The following is a 19,433-nucleotide window of genomic DNA, read 5'->3' as shown; positions in this document are numbered from 1 at the left end:
CCTAATTTATAGTAAACTTTCTTTAAATAAAGCATTTTAAACTATTATTTAAACTATTTGGGTATAATATACCACTATTTAATGAGGAGGATTTCCTAAGGCAATGAGTACAAAAGATATAAATAAAGTAATTGAACAACTTATAAAAGAGTATAAAGACTCTGTTCTAACATATGAAAAAATTATTAAAATTTTTCCAAAAGCACCAACTGGCGCAACTATCAAAAAAATTCTAGCTCTCGTTCAACTATATAATGTAACAGTTATAAGTTCTCAAGAGCAAGCAAAACTTCTAAATGATGAAGAGGCTAAAAAAAGAAGAGAACAAAGAGAAAAGCTAATTGAAAGTGAAGATGATGAGTTTGATTTACTAAAAAACAAAGAGCTTCTTGAGTGGTCAAGATCAGATTCTCCTGTAAGAATGTATCTAAGAGAGATGGGGCAAATTCCTCTTTTAACAAAAGATGAAGAGGTTGAAATATCAAAAAGAATTGAAACAGGAGAAGATATTATTCTTGATGCTATTTGCTATGTTCCATATTTAATAGACTTCATTTTAGAGTATAAAGAACCTCTTGTAAATAGAGAAAGAAAAGTAAAAGAGCTCTTTAAAAACTTTGATGACGAAAATGAAGAGGATGAAGAAGAAGAAATTGATGAATATGAAGATGAAGAAGAGTATGATGGCGACGATGATGAGAAAAAATTATCTGGTGCAAAACAGAAAAAATTAGATAAAAGAGCTCAAACTATCATTGAAGCATTTAAAAATTTAGAAAAAGCAAAAAAAGAGTGGTTAAAATTTCAAACAAAAGAGACTGCAAAATCTGATGATGAAACAGACTTAATGACATTTAATCTTGCAACTGCATTTAAGAAAAAACAGTTAAAAGAAACTCTTTTAGATTTAGGACCAACTTCAAAATTAATAACTGAAATAGTAAAAGCTATGGAAACTTCACTAAAAAGTGAAGATGGATTTGAAGATGAATTAAAAAGATTAGAGTATAGATTACCTCTATTTAATGAGACTTTACAAAAAAATCACCAAAAGATTTTAGACAATATTGTAAATTTGTCAAAAGTTCAAATAACTGCAATGGTTCCTGAGGCTACAATGGTTTCAACTTATATGGAGATTAAAAAACTTTTCCAAACAGCAGAAGCATCTAAAGATGGTTTTGATTTAACTCCTGAAGAGTTAAAAGCAGTTTTAGAACAAATAAAAAGAGGTAAACAAATAACTGATACTTCAAAAACTAGAATGGCTCAATCAAACTTAAGACTTGTTGTATCTATTGCAAAAAGATATACAAATAGAGGTCTTCCTTTCTTAGATTTAATTCAAGAAGGAAATATTGGTCTAATGAAAGCTGTTGATAAGTTTGAATATAAAAAAGGTTATAAATTCTCAACTTATGCAACTTGGTGGATACGACAAGCCATCTCTAGAGCAATTGCTGACCAAGCAAGAACTATTAGAATTCCAATTCATATGATTGAAACTATTAATCGTATCAATAAAATTATACGAAAAGGTGTTCAAGAAAATGGGAAAGAGCCTGATGTTGAAGAGATTGCAAAAGAGGTTGGATTACCTGTTGATAAAGTAAAACAAGTAATTAAAATCACAAAAGAGCCAGTTTCACTTGAAGCTCCTATTGGAAGCGATGATGATGGTAAATTTGGGGATTTTGTACCAGATGAAAAAGCTCCAACTCCAATTGATAACATTATGAAAGAGGATTTACAAGGTCAAATTGATCAAATTCTTGGACAATTAAATGAAAGAGAACAAGCTGTTATTAGAATGAGATTTGGTCTTATGGATGATGCAAGTGATAGAACTCTTGAAGAAATAGGTAAAGAGCTTTCAGTTACGAGAGAAAGAGTAAGACAAATCGAATCAAGCGCTATTAAGAAATTAAAACACCCAAAAGTTGGGAAAAACCTTAAAAATTATGTAGAAAGTTAATCTTTCTACATAAATTCTTATAAAATTCTAGCTTTAAAAAAAGGCATAAATACAAAATGATTATATTAGATAAATCAATAAAAGAGCTATTTCAGATTTTTTGCAAAGAAAATAGTATAAGTGATATGCAAATAGCAATAAAATACTTTACAGTATTTGGTGGGCTTGATATAAAAGTAGATATAACAAAACCTATTTTAGAGCTAATAGAGATACATATTTTAAACAATTACTCATATCTAAAAAGTGAAATAAACTATCTAACGGGTGGTTACTCTGTACATCATGCCGTTCTTTCTGGGATTGCCTTAGGTGATAGAAAAACGACAAATGCTTTTAAAAGAGCTTTTATTAGCTTTGAAGAAGGAATGAAATGTGTTGATTTTTTATATGAAAAAGAGATTATTGATATAGATTCCTCTGAACACTTTTTACTAGGAAGAAGAAATGATTCAAAAGTAGCGAAAAAACTACTATTTATAAATCCTTTTCTTAGATTTTGGTTTGCTTTTGTCTCTCCTATTTATAAAGGAATAAAAGATGGAAATTATGAAGAGTTTAGAGTAAAATTTCAGAATAGAGAATCTGATTTTAGTGATTTTATATTTGAAGAGTTAGCTTTATCTTTTGTAAAAAATAGCTTTCTTGGTGAAGAGATAAAACAGCATGGACAATATTGGGATGAAAAAATTCAAATTCCAATAGTGGCAAAAACAGTATCAGGAAAAACCATAGTTGGCTTTTGTAAATATAGTGACAATAAAATCAAAAAAAGTGAATTAAATAAATTTTTAGAAGATTTAAAAAGTGAAAATATCTCTTATGATATTGTAGTTATTTTTACAAAAAATGGTTACTCAAATGAAATAAAAAATCTAAAAAGTGAATCACTAAAACTTTTTAATGCTAAGAGCTTAAAAGCTTTGATTTCTTAAGAAATCAAAGCTAACAGATTTACTTTATCACAAATTGAGTACAATAGAAAAATACTTGTTGTTGGAAATGAAAATTTTGAGGATGGAAAAATATATATCTTTAACAAAAATTAGTAAAGTTACAGCAGTTAGAGATATAACTCAACTTGTAGAATTTGGATGTATAGAGAGTACGAGTAGAGTAGTGAAGTTATGTAAAAATACATAAAATAATTAAAAGCTAACTCGTAAATTTACACCGTTTATTTTTCAGGCTCAGCCTAAATGAGAATATAAAGAATTATTTTCATTCAAATTGTTTTTTAAAGAAATATCCCAAATTATTATAATTTTGTATCACATCTTTTCCTATTTTTTTTCTTAATCTATATATTATATTTTTAATTGCTTGTTCACTTTTTATCTCATTTAAAGATAAATAAGATTGAATAGTTTCTATTGAAATAATAGCATTTGCATTTTTTATTAATAACTCAAATATAACTATTTCACTTTTAGATAATTTTCCTATTACATTTTTTTTATCATTAAATATTTCTTTAGTTAGAAAATTATAATTAATTTCAGAGTTAATTTCGAAATCATAAAGATTATACTTTTTATGTTTTTTTAACATTTTTTCCAAACAAATCATTAAATCTTTATAACTAATTGGTTTTAGAAGATAACTTGTCAATTCTAAATCAATTAATTTCATTAATTTTTCTTTTTCTGAAAAACTGCTTATAATAGATATAGGTATTTTATGGCAATCTATTCTTATTTGTCTAGAAAATTCTTCACCATCCATTAAAGGCATGACATAATCTGTAATAATCATATCAATTTTATTTTGTACTAACATTTCCATAGCTTCTATGCCATTTTTTGCAATAATCACTTTAAAAAAAAAATTGATAATGTCTGAGATAAGCTATCTCTTAATTCTTCATCATCTTCAACAAGAAGTATTGTTAATCTTTTAAGCAAACTCAAATCAGAAGTCACTTATTTCCCCTTCTTTTTATATCTAGATACAAAAAGATTTCTATATTTTTATGAAATCTTAATGTATCCAAAGTAGTTAATTATTTAAAATTTGTATGTAAATGATAAGTTTGTATTATATCCTACATTAGATTTACCTATTTCATTAACACCTGCATCAACTGATATACTCATATTGTCTTTAATTTTATATTTTGCTCCTGCATCTAATCCTAAAGAAGTTTGTCCCATTCCTGGATTTTCAACATTAAACATTGTTTCTTCTGATGATACTTTTGCTTTTACATTAAAATTATCCGCATCTGGCATATATAGTGCGTTTATACCTGTTTTTAATTCTAATTTCTCAGTAACATTTGAAGAAATTGATGCTTTTGCTTGATATGCCATTCCATTTTGTTTTTGTTTATCAACAGATAAAGCATCAAGTTTATTAGTATTACTCTCTTTAAATGAATCTACATTTACATTATAATATGAAGCATCAAGTGAAAAATCAAAAGTTAATGAATTGTGATCTTTTGTATAGCCTAATCCTAATCCACCAATTATTCCATCAGAGTTTACACTTGCACTTGAATCTGTTGTATAAGTTTCTCTTTTAGTATCATTTTCATCTTTCATATATCCAATATGACCTCTTAAGCTCAATCCTGGTGCTAAAACTTCTTTAGCTAAACCTATACTAACATCATATCCACTTCCATCTGCTGTTAGATAATCACTTTTAATTTTTCTATCATTTTTACCTACAGAAACAGCTAAAGCAGTATCTTTTGTTAAATGTAGATATTCCAATTTAACTGAAGTATTATCCATATCATATTTAGACCAATCACTACTATTACTTGTTGATTTAGAACCAAAATTTGTATTTACAGTTAATCCTTCTTTTGCTTCTTTAAAATTAACTGGAAGTTTTACGATACTATCAGTTACTGATAATCTAGCTTGATCAATTAAACTAGCATAAGCTTCTGGTGATGATAATCTAAAAATTCTATTAATTTCAGAATTATTTCCATATGCACCTGCTAATCTTGATACTAAATTACCTCCATAAAATTGAGATACTCCCCCATTATTTTCAACTTTTAAACTATTAAGCATTGATTTTTGATTTTTTGTTTTAGCAACATTATTTTCAAAATCAGTAGATGAAACACCACCTAAACCTACAACTTCACCACTTGCAAGATTTAAAATAACATCATCAGCATAAGTAGAAGTTACATTTCCAAAATTACCACTGATAGCTCCTGGTGTGAAATTAAATATTTTGATACTTTCTCCCATATTAAGTTCTCTTGCATTAATATCTGCTGTATATTTTGATATATTAAGATTACTTCCTTCTTTAATTGTAAAATTTCCTGTTGTAGTAATTTGGTCAAAATGAACACCTGCGATTCCTGATGTAACTATTTCCATATCAGTAATTGAACCAGATTGTAAATCTAATGAACCAAGTGTTAAAGTACCAGGAGAATTCCCAGGAGCAATTGTTCCTCCACTATAAACAGTAGTTGGACCATTTATAGTTCCTGTTCCATTTAACTTTCCATAAATTGAAACATTTGAAGTATTAACTACACCATCAATATTATTAGCTGCATCTCCTAAATGAAGTGTTCCATTTTTATCAACAAATAAACCATCAGAAGCAGAAGCTTTACCAATAATATCTAGAGTTCCACCTTCTTTTACATTAATTTTAGGGAAATTAAGCTCAGCATTATCAGCAATAGTTGTTGTAGCTCCTTGTGCAACATCAAAAGTTCCTGTTGTTGAAGTAATATTGTCAACAATATTAAATCTACCACTTCCAATATATAATGTTCCACTTCCTGTTACAGTTCCTGTAAATTCTCCACCATTATTTACATAAAGAATATTTGAACCTAAATCAATTAAACCTTTTCCACCTAAACTATCAATCGATTGATTTCCAGTAATAAGTTCCAATTCACCATCTTTAGATACAATTACATCTAAATCAGCATCAAATATATTATGACCATCTAGTCCTATTTTACCATTTTCAATAGTTAATACACCAGCAATATTAACTAATGCTCCATATAAAGTTAAAGTACCTGTGCCTGTTTTAACAAAATTCCCTGCTCCTAAAATCTTACCACTATATGTTGTATCTCCTGATTGATTCAACGTTAAAGTCGTACCTGTATTATTTACATTAATAGTACCTATTGTTGCACCAGATAATCCACTTTCTGTTGTTATTGTTCTATCTGCTGTTAAAGTTGTTGTTCCATTATTTACAAAATCAGTCCCTATCGTTAAATTTGCATTTAAAGCCAATGTTCCATTATTTATAAAATCACCTTGTGTTGTTATATTTTCATTCATTGTAAACAGACCTGCATTACTTCCTGTTCCTATAGAATCAACCAACACTGAACCTACTGTATCTTCTACTCCTGCTATAAATGTTGAATCTTTAGCTACATGTATTGCTAATATATCTGCTAATGTTCCACCAGGTAATGTTCCAGCAGCGGCTAATGTCTCAAATGTTCCACCTGTTACATTTAATCCACCTGTGAATGTTTGAGCATCTGATATTTTTAATGTACCTAATCCTGTTTTCTCTACTGAACCTGAACCTGCAATACTTCCATCAAATGTTGATATTCCACTTTGATTGATTTTTAGGTTATTTGAACCTAATGCTACAGTTGCATCACCTGTTAAAGTTTCTGTATTTAATACTCTTGTACCATCTACAACATTCCAATTTCCATTCATAATTGCATTTATTACTCTTATATCTGCATCTTGATTAAACTCTGCATATACATTATTTGTTAATATTCTAACTATAAGATTATCATCTAAGTTTACAATTCCACTATTTGTAATAGTATCTACACTTTGAGAACCTGTTTTAATATGTAATGTTCCATCTGTATTTACTGTAATATCTTGATCTGTAGCAAGTACATTTGCTAAAGTTGTTGTTAATGTTCCCTCATCTACAACTACTCCTTCATCTAAATCAATATTTCCAGCTGTTCCGTTTAATGTTAAATTACCTTTTCCTGTTTTAACAAAATTCCCTGCTCCTAAAATTTTACCACTATATGTTTCATCTCCTGATTGATCTAATGTTAAAGTTGTGTCTGCACCATTTACATTAATAGTACCTGTTCCAGATAATCCACCAGTTGTTGTTATTGTTCTATCATCTGTTAGATTTGTTATTCCATTATTTACAAAATTAGTACCAGTTGTTAAATCTGCATCTAAAGTCAATGTTCCATTATTTGTAAAATCTTCTTCAGTTGTTATATTTTTATTCATAGTAAACAGACCTTCATTATCCACAGAACCAACTGTATCTGCTATTCCTGCTATAAATTCTGAAGCTTCAGATATATATATTGCTAAATCATCTGCTAATGTTCCACCAGGTAATGTTACAGCAGCGGCTAATGTCTCAAATGTTCCACCTGTTACATTTAATCCACCTGTGAATGTTTGTGCATTTGATATTTCTAATTTACCATCTCCTGATTTTGTAAATACACCTTTACCAGTAATATCCCCTTCAAATTTTGAGTCTCCACTTTGTTCGATTTCTAAATCACCATTATCAATATTAAATGTTCCATTTCCAGTTAGTGTTACCAAAGAGATTGTATTTTTCACAGAATCTTCATAATTTACAAAACTAGCTACTCTATTCATAATTTGTTGTTGACCAGAATACCAAATTCCATCATTTGTTAATCTAGAAGTTAAAGTTATATTATCTTGTTGTTGCCAAGTACCATTATTTTTTATATTGTAAGCAGAAATTGTTCCTATTTGATTCCATAATGTAGTAGTTGAATCGATAATACTATCATTTATAATATCTGCATTTACTATAATATTTCCACCATTTGCAAATTGTCCATTATTTGTAATATCTTTTTCAAAAGTTCCTGTATTTACTACAAGTTGCCCATCATTTGTTATTGTATTATCTACACTTAAATCTTTATTACTAACAAATAAAGCACCTTGATTAATTGAGATACTATCTAAAGTTTCAGAATTTGATAAAATTAATTTTCCAGCATACATTTTAACAACAGTTTTTGAACTACTATCACTAATTTTTCCACTTCCTGATGTAGCTGTAGTTCCATCTAAAATAGTTAACTTATTTAATTTATTAGTTCCTGTTAATATCAAATTACCATCATAATTATCAGCTCCTACAAGTAGCTCATTTCCAATCCAATTACCAGATAAAATAGCACTACTTGAACCAAGATTATCTTCTAAGTTTGTATTATAAACAGCAACTCTTGCAATATTTGAACCAATATTTACACCATTTTGAAAATCAACAGAACCTAAAGAGTGTTCAGATCCAAAAGTTAAAACTTTATCAGAAGCTCCTGATTCAAAGAAACCATTACTTCCCCATACCAATGATTGTCCATTAGATGGAGTTATTTGACCAAAATTAACTACTATACCATCTTCAACTCCAGAAGCAATACCTCCTGAACCTTCCCATGAAACATCTATAGCTCTTTTTCCTACTCTTTTACTTGTTAAATCTTCAGAAAGTAATAAAGTTCCAACTGTTCCTAAATTTAAATTATCTGCATATACAGTTGGACTTGTTACAGATGATGTACCTGCTCCATTAAAAACAATTTTAGAATTATCATTTATCCCTATACCTAATGTAGCACTTAATGTAGCACCCTGTAAATATGTTTTCCCTGAATATGTATTTTCCCCATTAAATTCTACTAATCCACCATTACCTTTAATATATATATCAGCTCCAGCTCCAGAAGCATAAGATGCACCACCATAACTTGATGCACTATCATCAGCTATCGTGTCATTGAAAATAATAGTATTCCCTTTTCCTGGCATTAAATTAACCATAGATCCTTTCATAATAAAAAGTGCTGTTCCAGCACTTTCTCCTGCTGAACCACCATTATTACTTGACCCTGCCATAACACTATTTTCTTCAAATAAAGTATTACCAGTAATATTTAATGTAGCACCTTTTCTAACAAAAACAGCTCCACCAAATCCAGAACCACCATTTCCATATAGTCCATCTCCATCACTACCAGATCCTCCACCAAATCCAGCCTTTCCACCATCTCCGGCTTCACCATCTTCAGCTCCACCTGTTGAACCAGCTATTCCACCAGCTCCTCCAGCTCCTCCTCCAGCTCCAAATCCAGCATCACCACCAGCTCCTCCTTCTCCACCATTTCCTCCATCAGTATGGTCTAAAGCACCTTCTCCACCATTTCCACCAGTTCCACCAGCTCCTCCACCAAAGAATTCATCACCAGCTCCTCCTTTTCCACCAGCTCCTCCTTCTCCTCCCATTCCTGCAAGACCAGCATTCAGATTTTTTGCCCAAAATACTGTATTTGCTATTGCTGTTGCTAAATCAATACTTGCTGTAGTAACATTAATTATAGCACCAGGGATATCTGCAATTTCTGGCATAGGAATAGGTGCTCCTTCAGGAACAAAAGCCACTGCTAAATCATTAACAGCTTCCTGAAAGTCTCCCGTTGCTCCCCAAAGTTCAGTCATAAGTTGTGGATTTACAGCTAATCCATCAGAGCCGTTTCCTCCATTCCCTCCTTTTCCTCCAGCTGCTCCATCACCATCTTTAGCAGCATATCCTCTTGTTCCCTCTTTTCCTTCCCCTTCATTAAAAAATGAAGAATAATAATTTGCATCTATTCCATTTTTCCCATTAGCTCCTAATGTTCCTTTTGAAGCCAAATTATTCATAGAACCACCTGTTTCTAATGTATCAACAACAAAAATTTTTGAGTCACTTGATAATGAATCTGTAGAGCCAGAAAGTTTTAGAGTAATTTTTCCATTTGATGATGAAACCTCTTCAATAGTTAAATCCGTACCTTCAATTAGCATACCAGTTGAAAAATTTTGACCTTTATCTAATAAAGTTATAGAGTTACCTGAAAGAGAAACCGTATTAACTTTTAATGTTAATAACTCACCATCATCTTCAACTTTACTTTTTGATGCAGAATCAATAGCATTAGACAAGGTAATAACACCTGTTTCCTTATTATAATTAGAAATACCATAATCTGTTCCATTTATATTTATAGAACTTGCTCCAACTAAATCAGGATTCGGAGCTGATAGTTTAATTTGTGTATCTGATATAAAAGGAGAACTTTTCCCTGTAATTGATGTAGCACTTGTCAATTTAGAAGTTGTATTATCTACAGTTAGAGTATAAACTCCATTTTGCTCTGAAACAGCTGTAATTTTTGCACCTGTTGAATCTCCTTTTTCATCATAAAGAATCATTCCAGCTTTAAAACCTCTCGTAGCTCCAGTAACTATAATTGTATTACCAGCTATTTCATAAGGTTTTGTTTGAAATTTTGAAACTGGAATAACATCTAGTGATGTAGTAGCATTAACTGTAAAACTACCAATATCACTATCTAATTCAAATGATTTTATACTTCCATCAGTATTATAATCAACTTTTGATATTGTTTTTGTAGAGATATTTCCATTAGTATCTCTAAATGAAATTTGTCCACCATAAGTGATATTATCTTTAACTTGATTTACTAAAGCTGTATCAACATATGTAATAGTTGGATTTGAAGAATCTGTATAATTATAATTCAAAGTTACACTCTTCCCATCTACTGAGAAACCTGTATTTGTAGTTACATTAGTAGTTATTGTTTTAATATCTGAAGCATTTATGCTTATTTTATCAGCTAAAGTTACAGATGATTTATCAACTGAAGATATCTTTCTACTAGTATTATCTAATTCAGAAAATGTAATACTTGAACCTTCATTTAGTAATGTTGTTCCTGTAGCTATTTTTATAGTATCAAAAGAGTACTTACCATTGCTATAAGTTAAAGTTGGAGTAATTGATAATTGTTCAAATCCAGTTAATCCCAAACTAAGTTGATTTATATTTATAGTTGTATCTTCTATAACTTGGGCAGGTAAAGATCCTCCCTCTCCACCTTTTGAAGTATTAAATTTAAATACAGTATTATTTAAAGTCAATGTTGAACCCTTATCTACAAAGAATACTCCTCCTAGTCCAGCTCCTCCACCTGAACCAGCTCCTCCTTCTGTATAGTAATTTGTAAATACTGTTGTATCAGTTGAGTTACCTACTGTTAAATTTGTTTGTGAATTAGCTGTTGCATTAGTTAAAGAAGAGTAATTACCATAAATATTCCCAACAAAAATACCAGTATTTCCATTACCATCATAAGTCACTGTATTTGCACTCAAAGTTGATTGAAACATTACTCCAAACATCATTAAGGATGCTGCAAGTCCTATTTTCCCACCCTTCAAAATTCTAAATCTTAAATCTTTAATTCTAAATGAATTCATAATAATCCTTCTAATAATTTTAGTTATTTTACTCATTAGAAGTCACAAAAAAGTCCCATTTTTAATTTATTTGGTGATTATAAGAGCAAGGAGATTAAGAATTTTATATTTTGTAATATTAGTAGAAAATTATTTTTTTAGAAACTCCGTATAACATTCAATAAATTTATCCATTTCAAGATTCATACAATTATTTAAATCTAAAGCATAAAACTCAAAAATTCTATCTTTTGCATTAAATTTAAAATTAACATATTTATTTATAAAATCTTCATTTGTCAAATAGCCCTTTTTCTGGGCTATTTCCAAAATTATATGTGTACTATTAATATCTAAACACAATCCTGAAACAAATTCCACTTTACCCTCCCTATTTTAATAAACTATCAACCTTTTTTCTTAATTCTTGTTGTTTTGCCAATTTAGTTAAAAACTCTTTAGATTCTTTAAAACTCACTTCTTTTGCAGGTTTATAATCAGCTATTAATAATATTTGCCATCCAATATTTTCTAAAGGAGCTATTAATATATCATTTGTATTTTTATCTTTTATTTTTTCTTGAATATTTTTATCTAATTTTTGTATTTCTATCCAACCTATATTTCCATCTTTTTTATTAGAAATAAAATCTTGAGAATTAATTTTTACTTGTTTTTTAAATTCATTTAATCTTTCAGTTTTAGGAAGTTTTTCTATAGTATCAAATAAATTTTCAGCTTTTTCTTTATCTGTTATAAAAATATTATAAAGATTATAAGTTGGAACTGTTTTAGGTTTTTCTTTATTATATAACTCTTTTAATACTTCATCACTTATTTTTAAATTTTGCATATATTTTTGAGACCATACATTTACAGCTATTAAATTTTTTGCTGCTTTATAAGCTGCTTTATAATCTGTATCATTTTTTACATCATTAGAAATTAAAGCCACTAATCTAATTGTATCTTCATACTCTTTTTTTAATTTATCTTTATTTTCTTGAGTTTGAGTGTCGTAATCTACTTTATATTTTTGAGATACAAAAGAACTCAATTCATTTTGTAATAGAGTTGCTGCATTTAATGTCAGCATCGCTGGGATTATTAAAGAAAGTGCTATTTTTTTCATTATTATTTTCCTCTTAATTTTTGAATGTTTGATAAAGATATTAAATGTGCAGTTATTAATGGTATTACATTTTTATACATTTCTTACTCTTTAAAAATTTATCTTTGTATTATTTTATTAATAATAAATCTCAAAGAAGTTTCATTTATGAGAAAAATCATTTTTTATCACACTTTAAAGGAGTCTTTTTTTAATATTATTAATAAAATTTTAGTTTTTAAATAATTATCTTAAACAAGGCACCTTTATCTGTGTTTTTAACACTAATTGTTCCATTTAATTTCTCATTAATCAAAAGTTTAACAACAGCAAGACCTATACCTGAGCTTTTACTATCTTGTTTTGATGAGACAAAATAATCAAAAACTGCTTCAATAGGTTTGATTGTTATTCCACCTGCATTGTCTTCATAAGTTATTACTAATTTTTGATTTATATTTTTTACACAAATTTTTATACAATTATTATTTTCTGCTTTAAAAGCATCTAAAGAATTATTTATTAAAACTAAAAAAATATTTGAAATAATGTGTTCATAACTATGTACTTTTAAATTCTCTTCTATTTTATATTCAATATTTACTTTTCTCAAAATTATTTTAGAACTCAAAATTTCTATAATATTTGAAATAGTCTCTAGTAGTAAGAAATCTTCTTTTTCTAATTTTGTTTGATAAAAATTAGAAAATTCATCAATTGACTTTTTCATCAAATTTATTGATTTTGTCATTAATGGTAAATGTTTTTCAAAAGTTGAAATCAACTTTTTTGAATCATGGTTGTAAATTACTTCAAGTAAAGTTAAAGATGTACCTACACTAGTGAGTGGAGTTTTCCATTGATGAGAAATATGACCTATTGCTTGTCCAATAGAGTTAAATCTTGATTGTTCCATCAACATAAGTTGAGATTTTTTTAAAATTTCCTGCTCTTTTTTATTTTTTAAATATAATGCAATAACTAATAATAATAAATCAATCATATATGCAAATGGTATTGAGAATTTTAGAATATTTTCATAAGGTATAAAATTAAATAATCCTAAAGTATGAAGAAATATTATCAGAAAAAGTGTTCCTTCTCTTATAAAATAATAGACTGAACCTATCTCTTTTTTTAAAAGAGCATATAAACCAAATAAGAATAGATATAAAGTACTTACTAATATAACCACTGTAATAAATTGTGTATATTCAAAATAATCTTCATTAAAAAATTGAGCATAAATAGTAAATATTATTAACACAATATAACAGATAATAAAAAATATAGTAGCATAAGAAGCTTTTTTATACTTACTTTTTTGTTCAAAAAAGTAATAAACAAATAAAAGTAAAAATATTCCACCAAAAGAAGGAGCATTCCAAGTTATTGCAGTGATAAGTTCTAAATTTATATTTATATCAAGAAAATAGATAATCCCATGAAATCCATATTGATAAGCCCCTAAAGAAAAAGCAATTCCACAAATAATGAGATAAGATTTATTTTTGTATAAAATAAAATTTATGATATTATAAATACAAAATAGAAGAATTATTCCTCCTAATAACCCAGCAAAATAGGTTTTACTACTATCCATTTTAAAATATTCAGAAGTTTTTAATATATTCCAACCAATATTATAAACATAAAAATTTTCTATTTTAGAAATTATAGTAATTTCATCTTTTGGATTTAGTGTTAAATTAACATTTGAATAACTACTCAAACTTTCTCTTTTATCTTGACCTCTTAAATCTCCTAAGTAAAAAGTATTTAATAAATAATTATTTTTAAGTATATAAACATCAATTTTATTCATACCAGATAAGGGGTTATATAAAGTTATATTTTCAATTTTATCTGAATTATTAACCAATGTTAATTTTGTCCAGAATGGTCCTTTTGCAGCTCCAATATGCATAATTTTAAGTGTTTCTAAATCTGCTTTTGAGTCTATATCCTTATATGAATAGATATTATTTTTATCATTTATAAAATAGATATTATTCGTAACATTTACACCATTTAAATTCGATACATCAAGACTATTTGGAAAAAGATTTGAAGATAAAAATAACAAAAAGAATATAACTTTTATCATCATAAGCCATACTTTAAAATATATCCAATACCTTGTATATTACGTATTGTATTTTTTGCTAATTTTATTTTTAACCTATAAATTATATTTTTTATAACCTGTTCTCTTTTATATTCATTTATTTTATCATTTAAAATCTCTGATAAAAACTGTTTTGCCAAACTTGGAAATAGTGATTTTATACCACTAAAAATTGTAAAGTTTTTTATATCATCAAAATTTAGTTTTTCCAAAACATACTCTTTTTAAGAGTAATATTTCTGCACTTTTTTCATTGCTAAATAAAATAATCTTGTAAAATCTTGCTCCATTATTCTTGTTGATACTCCAAACTCTTCGGCTAAAGATTCAATAGTTGTTGATAATTTGTCATACTATAAAATTATTTTTATTGTCTATAATCAAAAGTATTTTAATATATTACCAATTACAAGATACTTAATTAAAGATAATAAGGATTATAAAATATTATTTTAAAATATAGTTGAGAATTTGATATTTATATCAATAATAAGGATAGATTGATTTCAAGTATTACAAAAGATTTAGGGTTAAATAAAGAGAGATTAACTTTGTGGGAAATGAATATAAATCTAAAAATAATTTGTTGCTTGTAATAGCTAATTATAGTTAAAAAAATTTAACTATAATTCATCACCCCATAGGATACAAAATATCTTTTTGAATTTCCTCTATTTTTTTAAGTAATTCTTCAGAAATTTTAAAATCAAAAGCTTTAAAACTATCTTCTAATTGTTCTAATTTTCTAGCTCCAATTATTGTAGAAGCTATAAAATCAAAATGTTTAGAGTAAGCAATAGCTAAAGTTACTGGTGAAACTTGATACTCTTTTGATAAATCTAAATATCTACTTGTAGCTTTTAATGTTTTTGAGTTTACAAATCTATGTGCCATTGCTTGAACTCTTTTATTTTTATCTTTTAAATATACGGCAAACCTTACATCTGGTGCTATAAAATCACCATTATACTTTCCACTTAAGACTCCACCAGCCATAGGAGAGTATGGAAGAAGTGAAATATTCTCTCTTCTACAAACATTTGCTAGCTCATCATGAAATCTTGGATTTAAAAGTGAGAAATTATTTTGAATAGATTCAAATCTTGCAAAATTTCTGTTTTTTGATATCTCATTTGCTTTTGTAAGCCCATAAGTACTATCATTTGAAGTTCCAATATATCGAACTTTTCCTTCACGAACTAACTCATCAAAAGCTTTTAAACTCTCTTCTATTGGTACAATAGTATCTGGCCAATGCATTTGGTACAAATCTATATAATCAGTTTCAAGCCTTTTTAAACTTCCTTCTATTGCTTTTTTTATATGAAAACTATCAATTGCAGTTAAACCATGTCTTACTGGTGGTACAAACCATCCAGATGCAGCTCCTGCTATTTTTGTAGCTAATATAATAGAGTCTCTAGGTTTTGTTTTGAGCCATTTTGCTACTATTTTTTCAGTTAATCCAAATGTCTCTTTTTTGGGACTTACTGGATAAAGTTCTGCTGTATCATAAAAATTTATTCCTCTATCATAAGCACAATCAAGTATTTTAAAAGCCTCTTTTTCATCTGTTGTACTTCCAAAAGTCATAGTACCCATACAAATAGAACTAACTCTAAGTCCACTTTTTCCAATATATCTAAATTCCATAAATAAAAATCCTTTTCAAATATTTAAAGAATCCATTATACCCTATTCCATAATACAAATCTCTTTTTTAAACATATGTTTTATAGTAGCAATTGCAACTAAAAGCACAATTAAAGTTGTAATTGTTGCTAAAATATAAGACAAATAAATATAAAAATCTTTTTTTGTAAGTTCATACATTAATATTGAACTTAAAGTTACTGCTGCCATAGGAAAGGTAAATGCCCACCAAGAGATAAAAAATTTAATTTTTACAAAATTTTTATACATAAAAGCTACAAGTATAGTAAAAAATAGAGCTAAGCTAAATAAAATTTGAGCAAAAAAGTCTAAATTTCCTGTTAATTTTATATAAGAGATAAACCCTATAGCAGGTGGTGCTATTAAAATAAACATTGTTGGCATAAATTTTGGTGCAAATGGATTATGAAAAATAACTCTATTTAAAATAATTGAAAATAGTATTATCCAAAAAAACATTCCTATAGAGAAATAGAAGATTAAAATTGAGTTATCCCAAAAACCAACTCCAGCAATAGGAACTATCAAATTTCCAACAATAGGAATAAACCAAGCTGGATTTGAGTGTACTATTTCTAAATTATTATTTATCCAAAATCGAATAGTATAATATGTTAAAAATAGATGTAAAATAGCCCCACAATAGAAAAATACCAAAGAAGTTTCTATACTATACTCTTTATAAGCAGCTGATAAAATAAGCATTGATATAGAACTTGCTGCAAAAAAATTAATTCTTATTGGATGTTTTAACTCTTTTTTTACTTCATCTATATATTTTATTATTTTAAATAAATAAGTCAGACATATTAGAAAAAACATAATAGTTGTAATAGTTATTAAACCTGTAGCAAAAAGACTAGGAAAATAAAAAAAATGGTTTAATCTTTCAAAAACTAAAGTTAAACCCCCTAGACCCATAATTGTAGCAAACATCATAATTGGAAAATATTGCAATCTATTTGAGGGAATTGCTTTTATACTCTCTTCATTCATACTTTTAATCCTATTTTAGTAAAATTATCGAAATATATTTTAGGATTTAATTTTGGCAAAGAAAAAATTAATAGATTTAAGAGACTCTAATCTTGAATTTATACAAAAAGATGAGACCATAAAGCTCTTAAGTTTTAATTTTGAAAAGATGAGTCTAGAAATAGCTATTTTTAAAAATAACTCTTTTATAAAAAATAGCACAATGGTCTTTGCACATCTTCCAAAAAATTTAAAGGCAAAATTAAATCCTAAAAAGTGATTATAGCAATATAATTTTTAAGAATTAATTGATAAAAAATAAGTTTTTATTATATTTAAAAATAAGGATACTTTATAATATGAAAGAATTAGTTTTAATTAGACATGCAAAATCTTCTTGGAAAGATACCTCTTTAAATGATTTTGATAGACCACTAAATAAAAGAGGCAAAAATGATGCACCCAAAATGGCAAAATTTTTAAGAAAAATGATAGTAAATAGTCCTGATTTAATTATCTCATCTCCTTCAAAAAGAACAAAATTAACACTAGACTTTTTTTTAAAAGAGTTTGATTTAGAAAAATCAAAAGATGATAATATAATTTTTGAAGAATCAATTTATGAAGCACCATATACTAATCTTTTAAAAGTTATTAAAAATATAAATGAAAATAAGAATATAGTTTTTCTCTTTGGACACAACCCTGGTTTAAATGATTTAACTAACTATTTAATAGGTAACTTTAAAGAAAATATCTCAACAAGCGGTATTTTAAAAATAAATTTTGATATTAATCTATGGAGTGAAATAGAAGAAAATAGTGGGAAATTAGAGTTCTTTAAATATCCTAAAATATTAGATATTTGATTTTATAATATTATTTGATTTTGAAAAAGCTATTAAATCTTCAGTAGATTTTATCTTTTCTAAATCAATATTTTTTAGACAATTTTCAAAAATAATTTTTGTAGTAAGAGCATCATAATATGCTCTATGATGATTTTCAACATCTATATTTAAAAGCTCTTTTAATGTACTAAGTCCATATTTAGAAGAGGGAATTGTTCTTCTTGCTAAATCAATAGTACAGATTTTTCTATTTAAAAGTTTTCCTAAATTATATTTTTCAAAGCTATCAGAGACAAAGGTATAATCAAATTTTATATCATGAGCCACAAAAACATCATCACCTAAAAACTCTTTAAAATCTTTTAGAACTTTTTCAAGTCTTGGAGCCGTTTCTAACATTTTTAAAGTTATATTTGTAACTTCTTGAATATATGGTGGTATCTCTTTTGCAAAAACTAAAGAGTCAAATTTATCAATTATTTGCCCATTTTTATATTTTACAGCTCCCAATTCTATAATCTGATAACCTTTTTTAGGACTTCCACCATTAGTTTCTATATCAACAAAACAAAATCCTTGCTCACTTAAAATATTTTGTGTTGTCTTTAAATATACAAAATTATTTTTAATATCTAAGGGCAAACCATTTATCAAAAGTAGTTCAAACTCCAATTCACTATTTTCATAAAATTTATCACTAATTTGTTCTAAAAGCTTTAAAAATTCATTAAACTCTATAGGCTCTTTTTTTAATCTTCTTAAAATATCTAAAAATGTTGGTTTAGGTTTTAATACATATCTTCTTTTAGGCGATTTCATGAGCTACTTTCACAAAATCTATCATTTTTTGCTTATCTTTTTTACCTTTTTCTTTCTCAACTGCACTACTTACATCAACTCCAAAAAAACCATATCCCTTTAACTCTTTTAAATTTTCACAACTTAATCCACCTGCAAGAATATACTTATAGCAATCCATATCATTAAACCACTCCAAAGCTACTCTTTTTCCAGCTCCACCAAACTCCTCTACAAAAGCGTCTATCAAATAGTATTCATCTTTTAAATTTTCTAAACTCTCTTTATTTTTTACTCTTAATACTTTTAAATATTTTATATTCAATTTAGAAAAATCAACTATATTTTCATCATCAATTATCTGAGCCAATTGCATTTTTGTTTTTTGACAAATTTCATTTATAAACTCTGTTGTTTCATTTACAAAAAGAGCTACAGTTTGTACAAAGGGTGGTAAATTTTCAACTATTTTTAAAGCTTCAATAGGGTTTATATATCTAGGAGATGGTTTATAAAAAACAAATCCTAAAGCACTTGCACCGGCATTTACAGCATCTAGTGCATCTTGTAAATTTGTAATTCCACAAATTTTTACTCTCAA

General features: G+C 27.3%; 15 protein-coding genes. 5 read left to right on the top strand and 10 right to left on the bottom strand.

The genetic code is table 11. The features are described from left to right. Window positions 1-103 precede the first annotated feature (103 nt). The 3 genes from rpoD to AFAEC_RS12265 all read left to right on the top strand — a co-directional run bounded on the left by rpoD (window position 104) and on the right by AFAEC_RS12265 (window position 3,118). Window positions 104-1,975: an RNA polymerase sigma factor RpoD gene (gene rpoD, locus AFAEC_RS05030; RefSeq protein ID WP_026805463.1), complete on the top strand. Its 1,872-nt coding sequence runs from the start codon at window positions 104-106 to the stop codon at window positions 1,973-1,975. A 56-nt stretch (window positions 1,976-2,031) separates the two neighbouring features. After that, complete coding sequence (locus AFAEC_RS05025; RefSeq protein WP_026805462.1) at window positions 2,032-2,910, top strand: DUF234 domain-containing protein; 879 nt, start codon at window positions 2,032-2,034, stop codon at window positions 2,908-2,910. An 82-nt stretch (window positions 2,911-2,992) separates the two neighbouring features. Next, window positions 2,993-3,118, top strand: coding sequence for a hypothetical protein (locus AFAEC_RS12265; protein ID WP_257119360.1), 126 nt, complete (start codon window positions 2,993-2,995; stop codon window positions 3,116-3,118). Window positions 3,119-3,196: 78 nt separating this feature from the next. On the opposite strand, the gene AFAEC_RS05020 is transcribed toward AFAEC_RS12265, so the two are convergent. From AFAEC_RS05020 to AFAEC_RS04985, 8 genes are all read right to left on the bottom strand, one after another. Further along, the gene (locus AFAEC_RS05020; protein WP_162148365.1) at window positions 3,197-3,754 is read right to left on the bottom strand and encodes a response regulator transcription factor; all 558 of its coding nucleotides are present in this window, start codon (window positions 3,752-3,754) and stop codon (window positions 3,197-3,199) included. 227 nt (window positions 3,755-3,981) lie between these two features. Further along, window positions 3,982-11,316 (bottom strand): autotransporter-associated beta strand repeat-containing protein, encoded by a 7,335-nt coding sequence (locus AFAEC_RS05015; RefSeq protein ID WP_026805461.1) that lies wholly within the window; start codon window positions 11,314-11,316, stop codon window positions 3,982-3,984. Between the two features lie 129 nt (window positions 11,317-11,445). Beyond that, complete coding sequence (locus tag AFAEC_RS05010; RefSeq protein WP_026805460.1) at window positions 11,446-11,676, bottom strand: hypothetical protein; 231 nt, start codon at window positions 11,674-11,676, stop codon at window positions 11,446-11,448. A 10-nt stretch (window positions 11,677-11,686) separates the two neighbouring features. Then, complete coding sequence (locus tag AFAEC_RS05005; RefSeq protein WP_026805459.1) at window positions 11,687-12,427, bottom strand: peptidylprolyl isomerase; 741 nt, start codon at window positions 12,425-12,427, stop codon at window positions 11,687-11,689. Between the two features lie 217 nt (window positions 12,428-12,644). Next, complete coding sequence (locus AFAEC_RS05000) at window positions 12,645-14,516, bottom strand: sensor histidine kinase (RefSeq protein WP_081754498.1); 1,872 nt, start codon at window positions 14,514-14,516, stop codon at window positions 12,645-12,647. Next, window positions 14,513-14,746: a hypothetical protein gene (locus tag AFAEC_RS04995; protein ID WP_026805457.1), complete on the bottom strand. Its 234-nt coding sequence runs from the start codon at window positions 14,744-14,746 to the stop codon at window positions 14,513-14,515. Before AFAEC_RS04995 ends, AFAEC_RS05000 begins: the two co-directional genes overlap by 4 nt. Before the next feature lie 421 nt (window positions 14,747-15,167). Continuing rightward, on the bottom strand, window positions 15,168-16,187 hold the full coding sequence (locus AFAEC_RS04990) for an aldo/keto reductase (protein ID WP_026805456.1): 1,020 nt from the start codon (window positions 16,185-16,187) through the stop codon (window positions 15,168-15,170). A gap of 42 nt (window positions 16,188-16,229) precedes the next feature. After that, entirely contained in the window at window positions 16,230-17,204 is a 975-nt protein-coding gene (locus AFAEC_RS04985) for an SLAC1 anion channel family protein (RefSeq protein ID WP_026805455.1), read from the bottom strand. A gap of 52 nt (window positions 17,205-17,256) precedes the next feature. Between AFAEC_RS04985 and AFAEC_RS04980 the strand changes: the two genes are divergently transcribed. Together AFAEC_RS04980 and AFAEC_RS04975 are read left to right on the top strand one after the other, a co-directional pair. Continuing rightward, window positions 17,257-17,463, top strand: a complete 207-nt coding sequence (locus AFAEC_RS04980) for a hypothetical protein (protein ID WP_026805454.1) — start codon at window positions 17,257-17,259, stop codon at window positions 17,461-17,463. Window positions 17,464-17,542: 79 nt separating this feature from the next. After that, a complete protein-coding gene (locus AFAEC_RS04975; RefSeq protein ID WP_026805453.1) occupies window positions 17,543-18,052 on the top strand; it encodes a SixA phosphatase family protein in 510 nt (169 codons plus the stop codon). On the opposite strand, the gene AFAEC_RS04970 is transcribed toward AFAEC_RS04975, so the two are convergent. Then, window positions 18,041-18,853: a 3'-5' exonuclease gene (locus AFAEC_RS04970; protein ID WP_026805452.1), complete on the bottom strand. Its 813-nt coding sequence runs from the start codon at window positions 18,851-18,853 to the stop codon at window positions 18,041-18,043. The two genes, AFAEC_RS04975 and AFAEC_RS04970, sit on opposite strands and share 12 nt — an antisense overlap. After that, window positions 18,840-19,433 carry a phosphoribosylanthranilate isomerase gene (locus AFAEC_RS04965; protein WP_026805451.1) on the bottom strand — a complete coding sequence of 198 codons (594 nt, stop codon included), beginning with the start codon at window positions 19,431-19,433 and terminating at the stop codon, window positions 18,840-18,842. Before AFAEC_RS04965 ends, AFAEC_RS04970 begins: the two co-directional genes overlap by 14 nt.

The organism is Aliarcobacter faecis, assembly GCF_013201705.1.
Lineage (GTDB): Bacteria > Campylobacterota > Campylobacteria > Campylobacterales > Arcobacteraceae > Aliarcobacter > Aliarcobacter faecis.
The sequence above is the reverse complement of the archived record's forward strand: the minus strand, read 5'-3'. Positions and strand labels throughout refer to the sequence as shown.

Bases quoted from the DNA above. Each gene is read 5' to 3' on its own strand.
- AFAEC_RS05025 (WP_026805462.1), top strand. From the start codon at position 2,032: ATGATTATATTAGATAAATCAATAAAAGAGCTATTTCAGATTTTTTGC.
- AFAEC_RS12265 (WP_257119360.1), top strand. From the start codon at position 2,993: ATGGAAAAATATATATCTTTAACAAAAATTAGTAAAGTTACAGCAGTT.
- AFAEC_RS05005 (WP_026805459.1), bottom strand. From the start codon at position 12,427: ATGAAAAAAATAGCACTTTCTTTAATAATCCCAGCGATGCTGACATTA.
- AFAEC_RS04975 (WP_026805453.1), top strand. From the start codon at position 17,543: ATGAAAGAATTAGTTTTAATTAGACATGCAAAATCTTCTTGGAAAGAT.
- AFAEC_RS04970 (WP_026805452.1), bottom strand. From the start codon at position 18,853: ATGAAATCGCCTAAAAGAAGATATGTATTAAAACCTAAACCAACATTT.
- AFAEC_RS05015 (WP_026805461.1), bottom strand. From the start codon at position 11,316: ATGAATTCATTTAGAATTAAAGATTTAAGATTTAGAATTTTGAAGGGT.
- rpoD (WP_026805463.1), top strand. From the start codon at position 104: ATGAGTACAAAAGATATAAATAAAGTAATTGAACAACTTATAAAAGAG.
- AFAEC_RS04990 (WP_026805456.1), bottom strand. From the start codon at position 16,187: ATGGAATTTAGATATATTGGAAAAAGTGGACTTAGAGTTAGTTCTATT.
- AFAEC_RS05020 (WP_162148365.1), bottom strand. From the start codon at position 3,754: ATGTTAGTACAAAATAAAATTGATATGATTATTACAGATTATGTCATG.
- AFAEC_RS04985 (WP_026805455.1), bottom strand. From the start codon at position 17,204: ATGAATGAAGAGAGTATAAAAGCAATTCCCTCAAATAGATTGCAATAT.
- AFAEC_RS05000 (WP_081754498.1), bottom strand. From the start codon at position 14,516: ATGATGATAAAAGTTATATTCTTTTTGTTATTTTTATCTTCAAATCTT.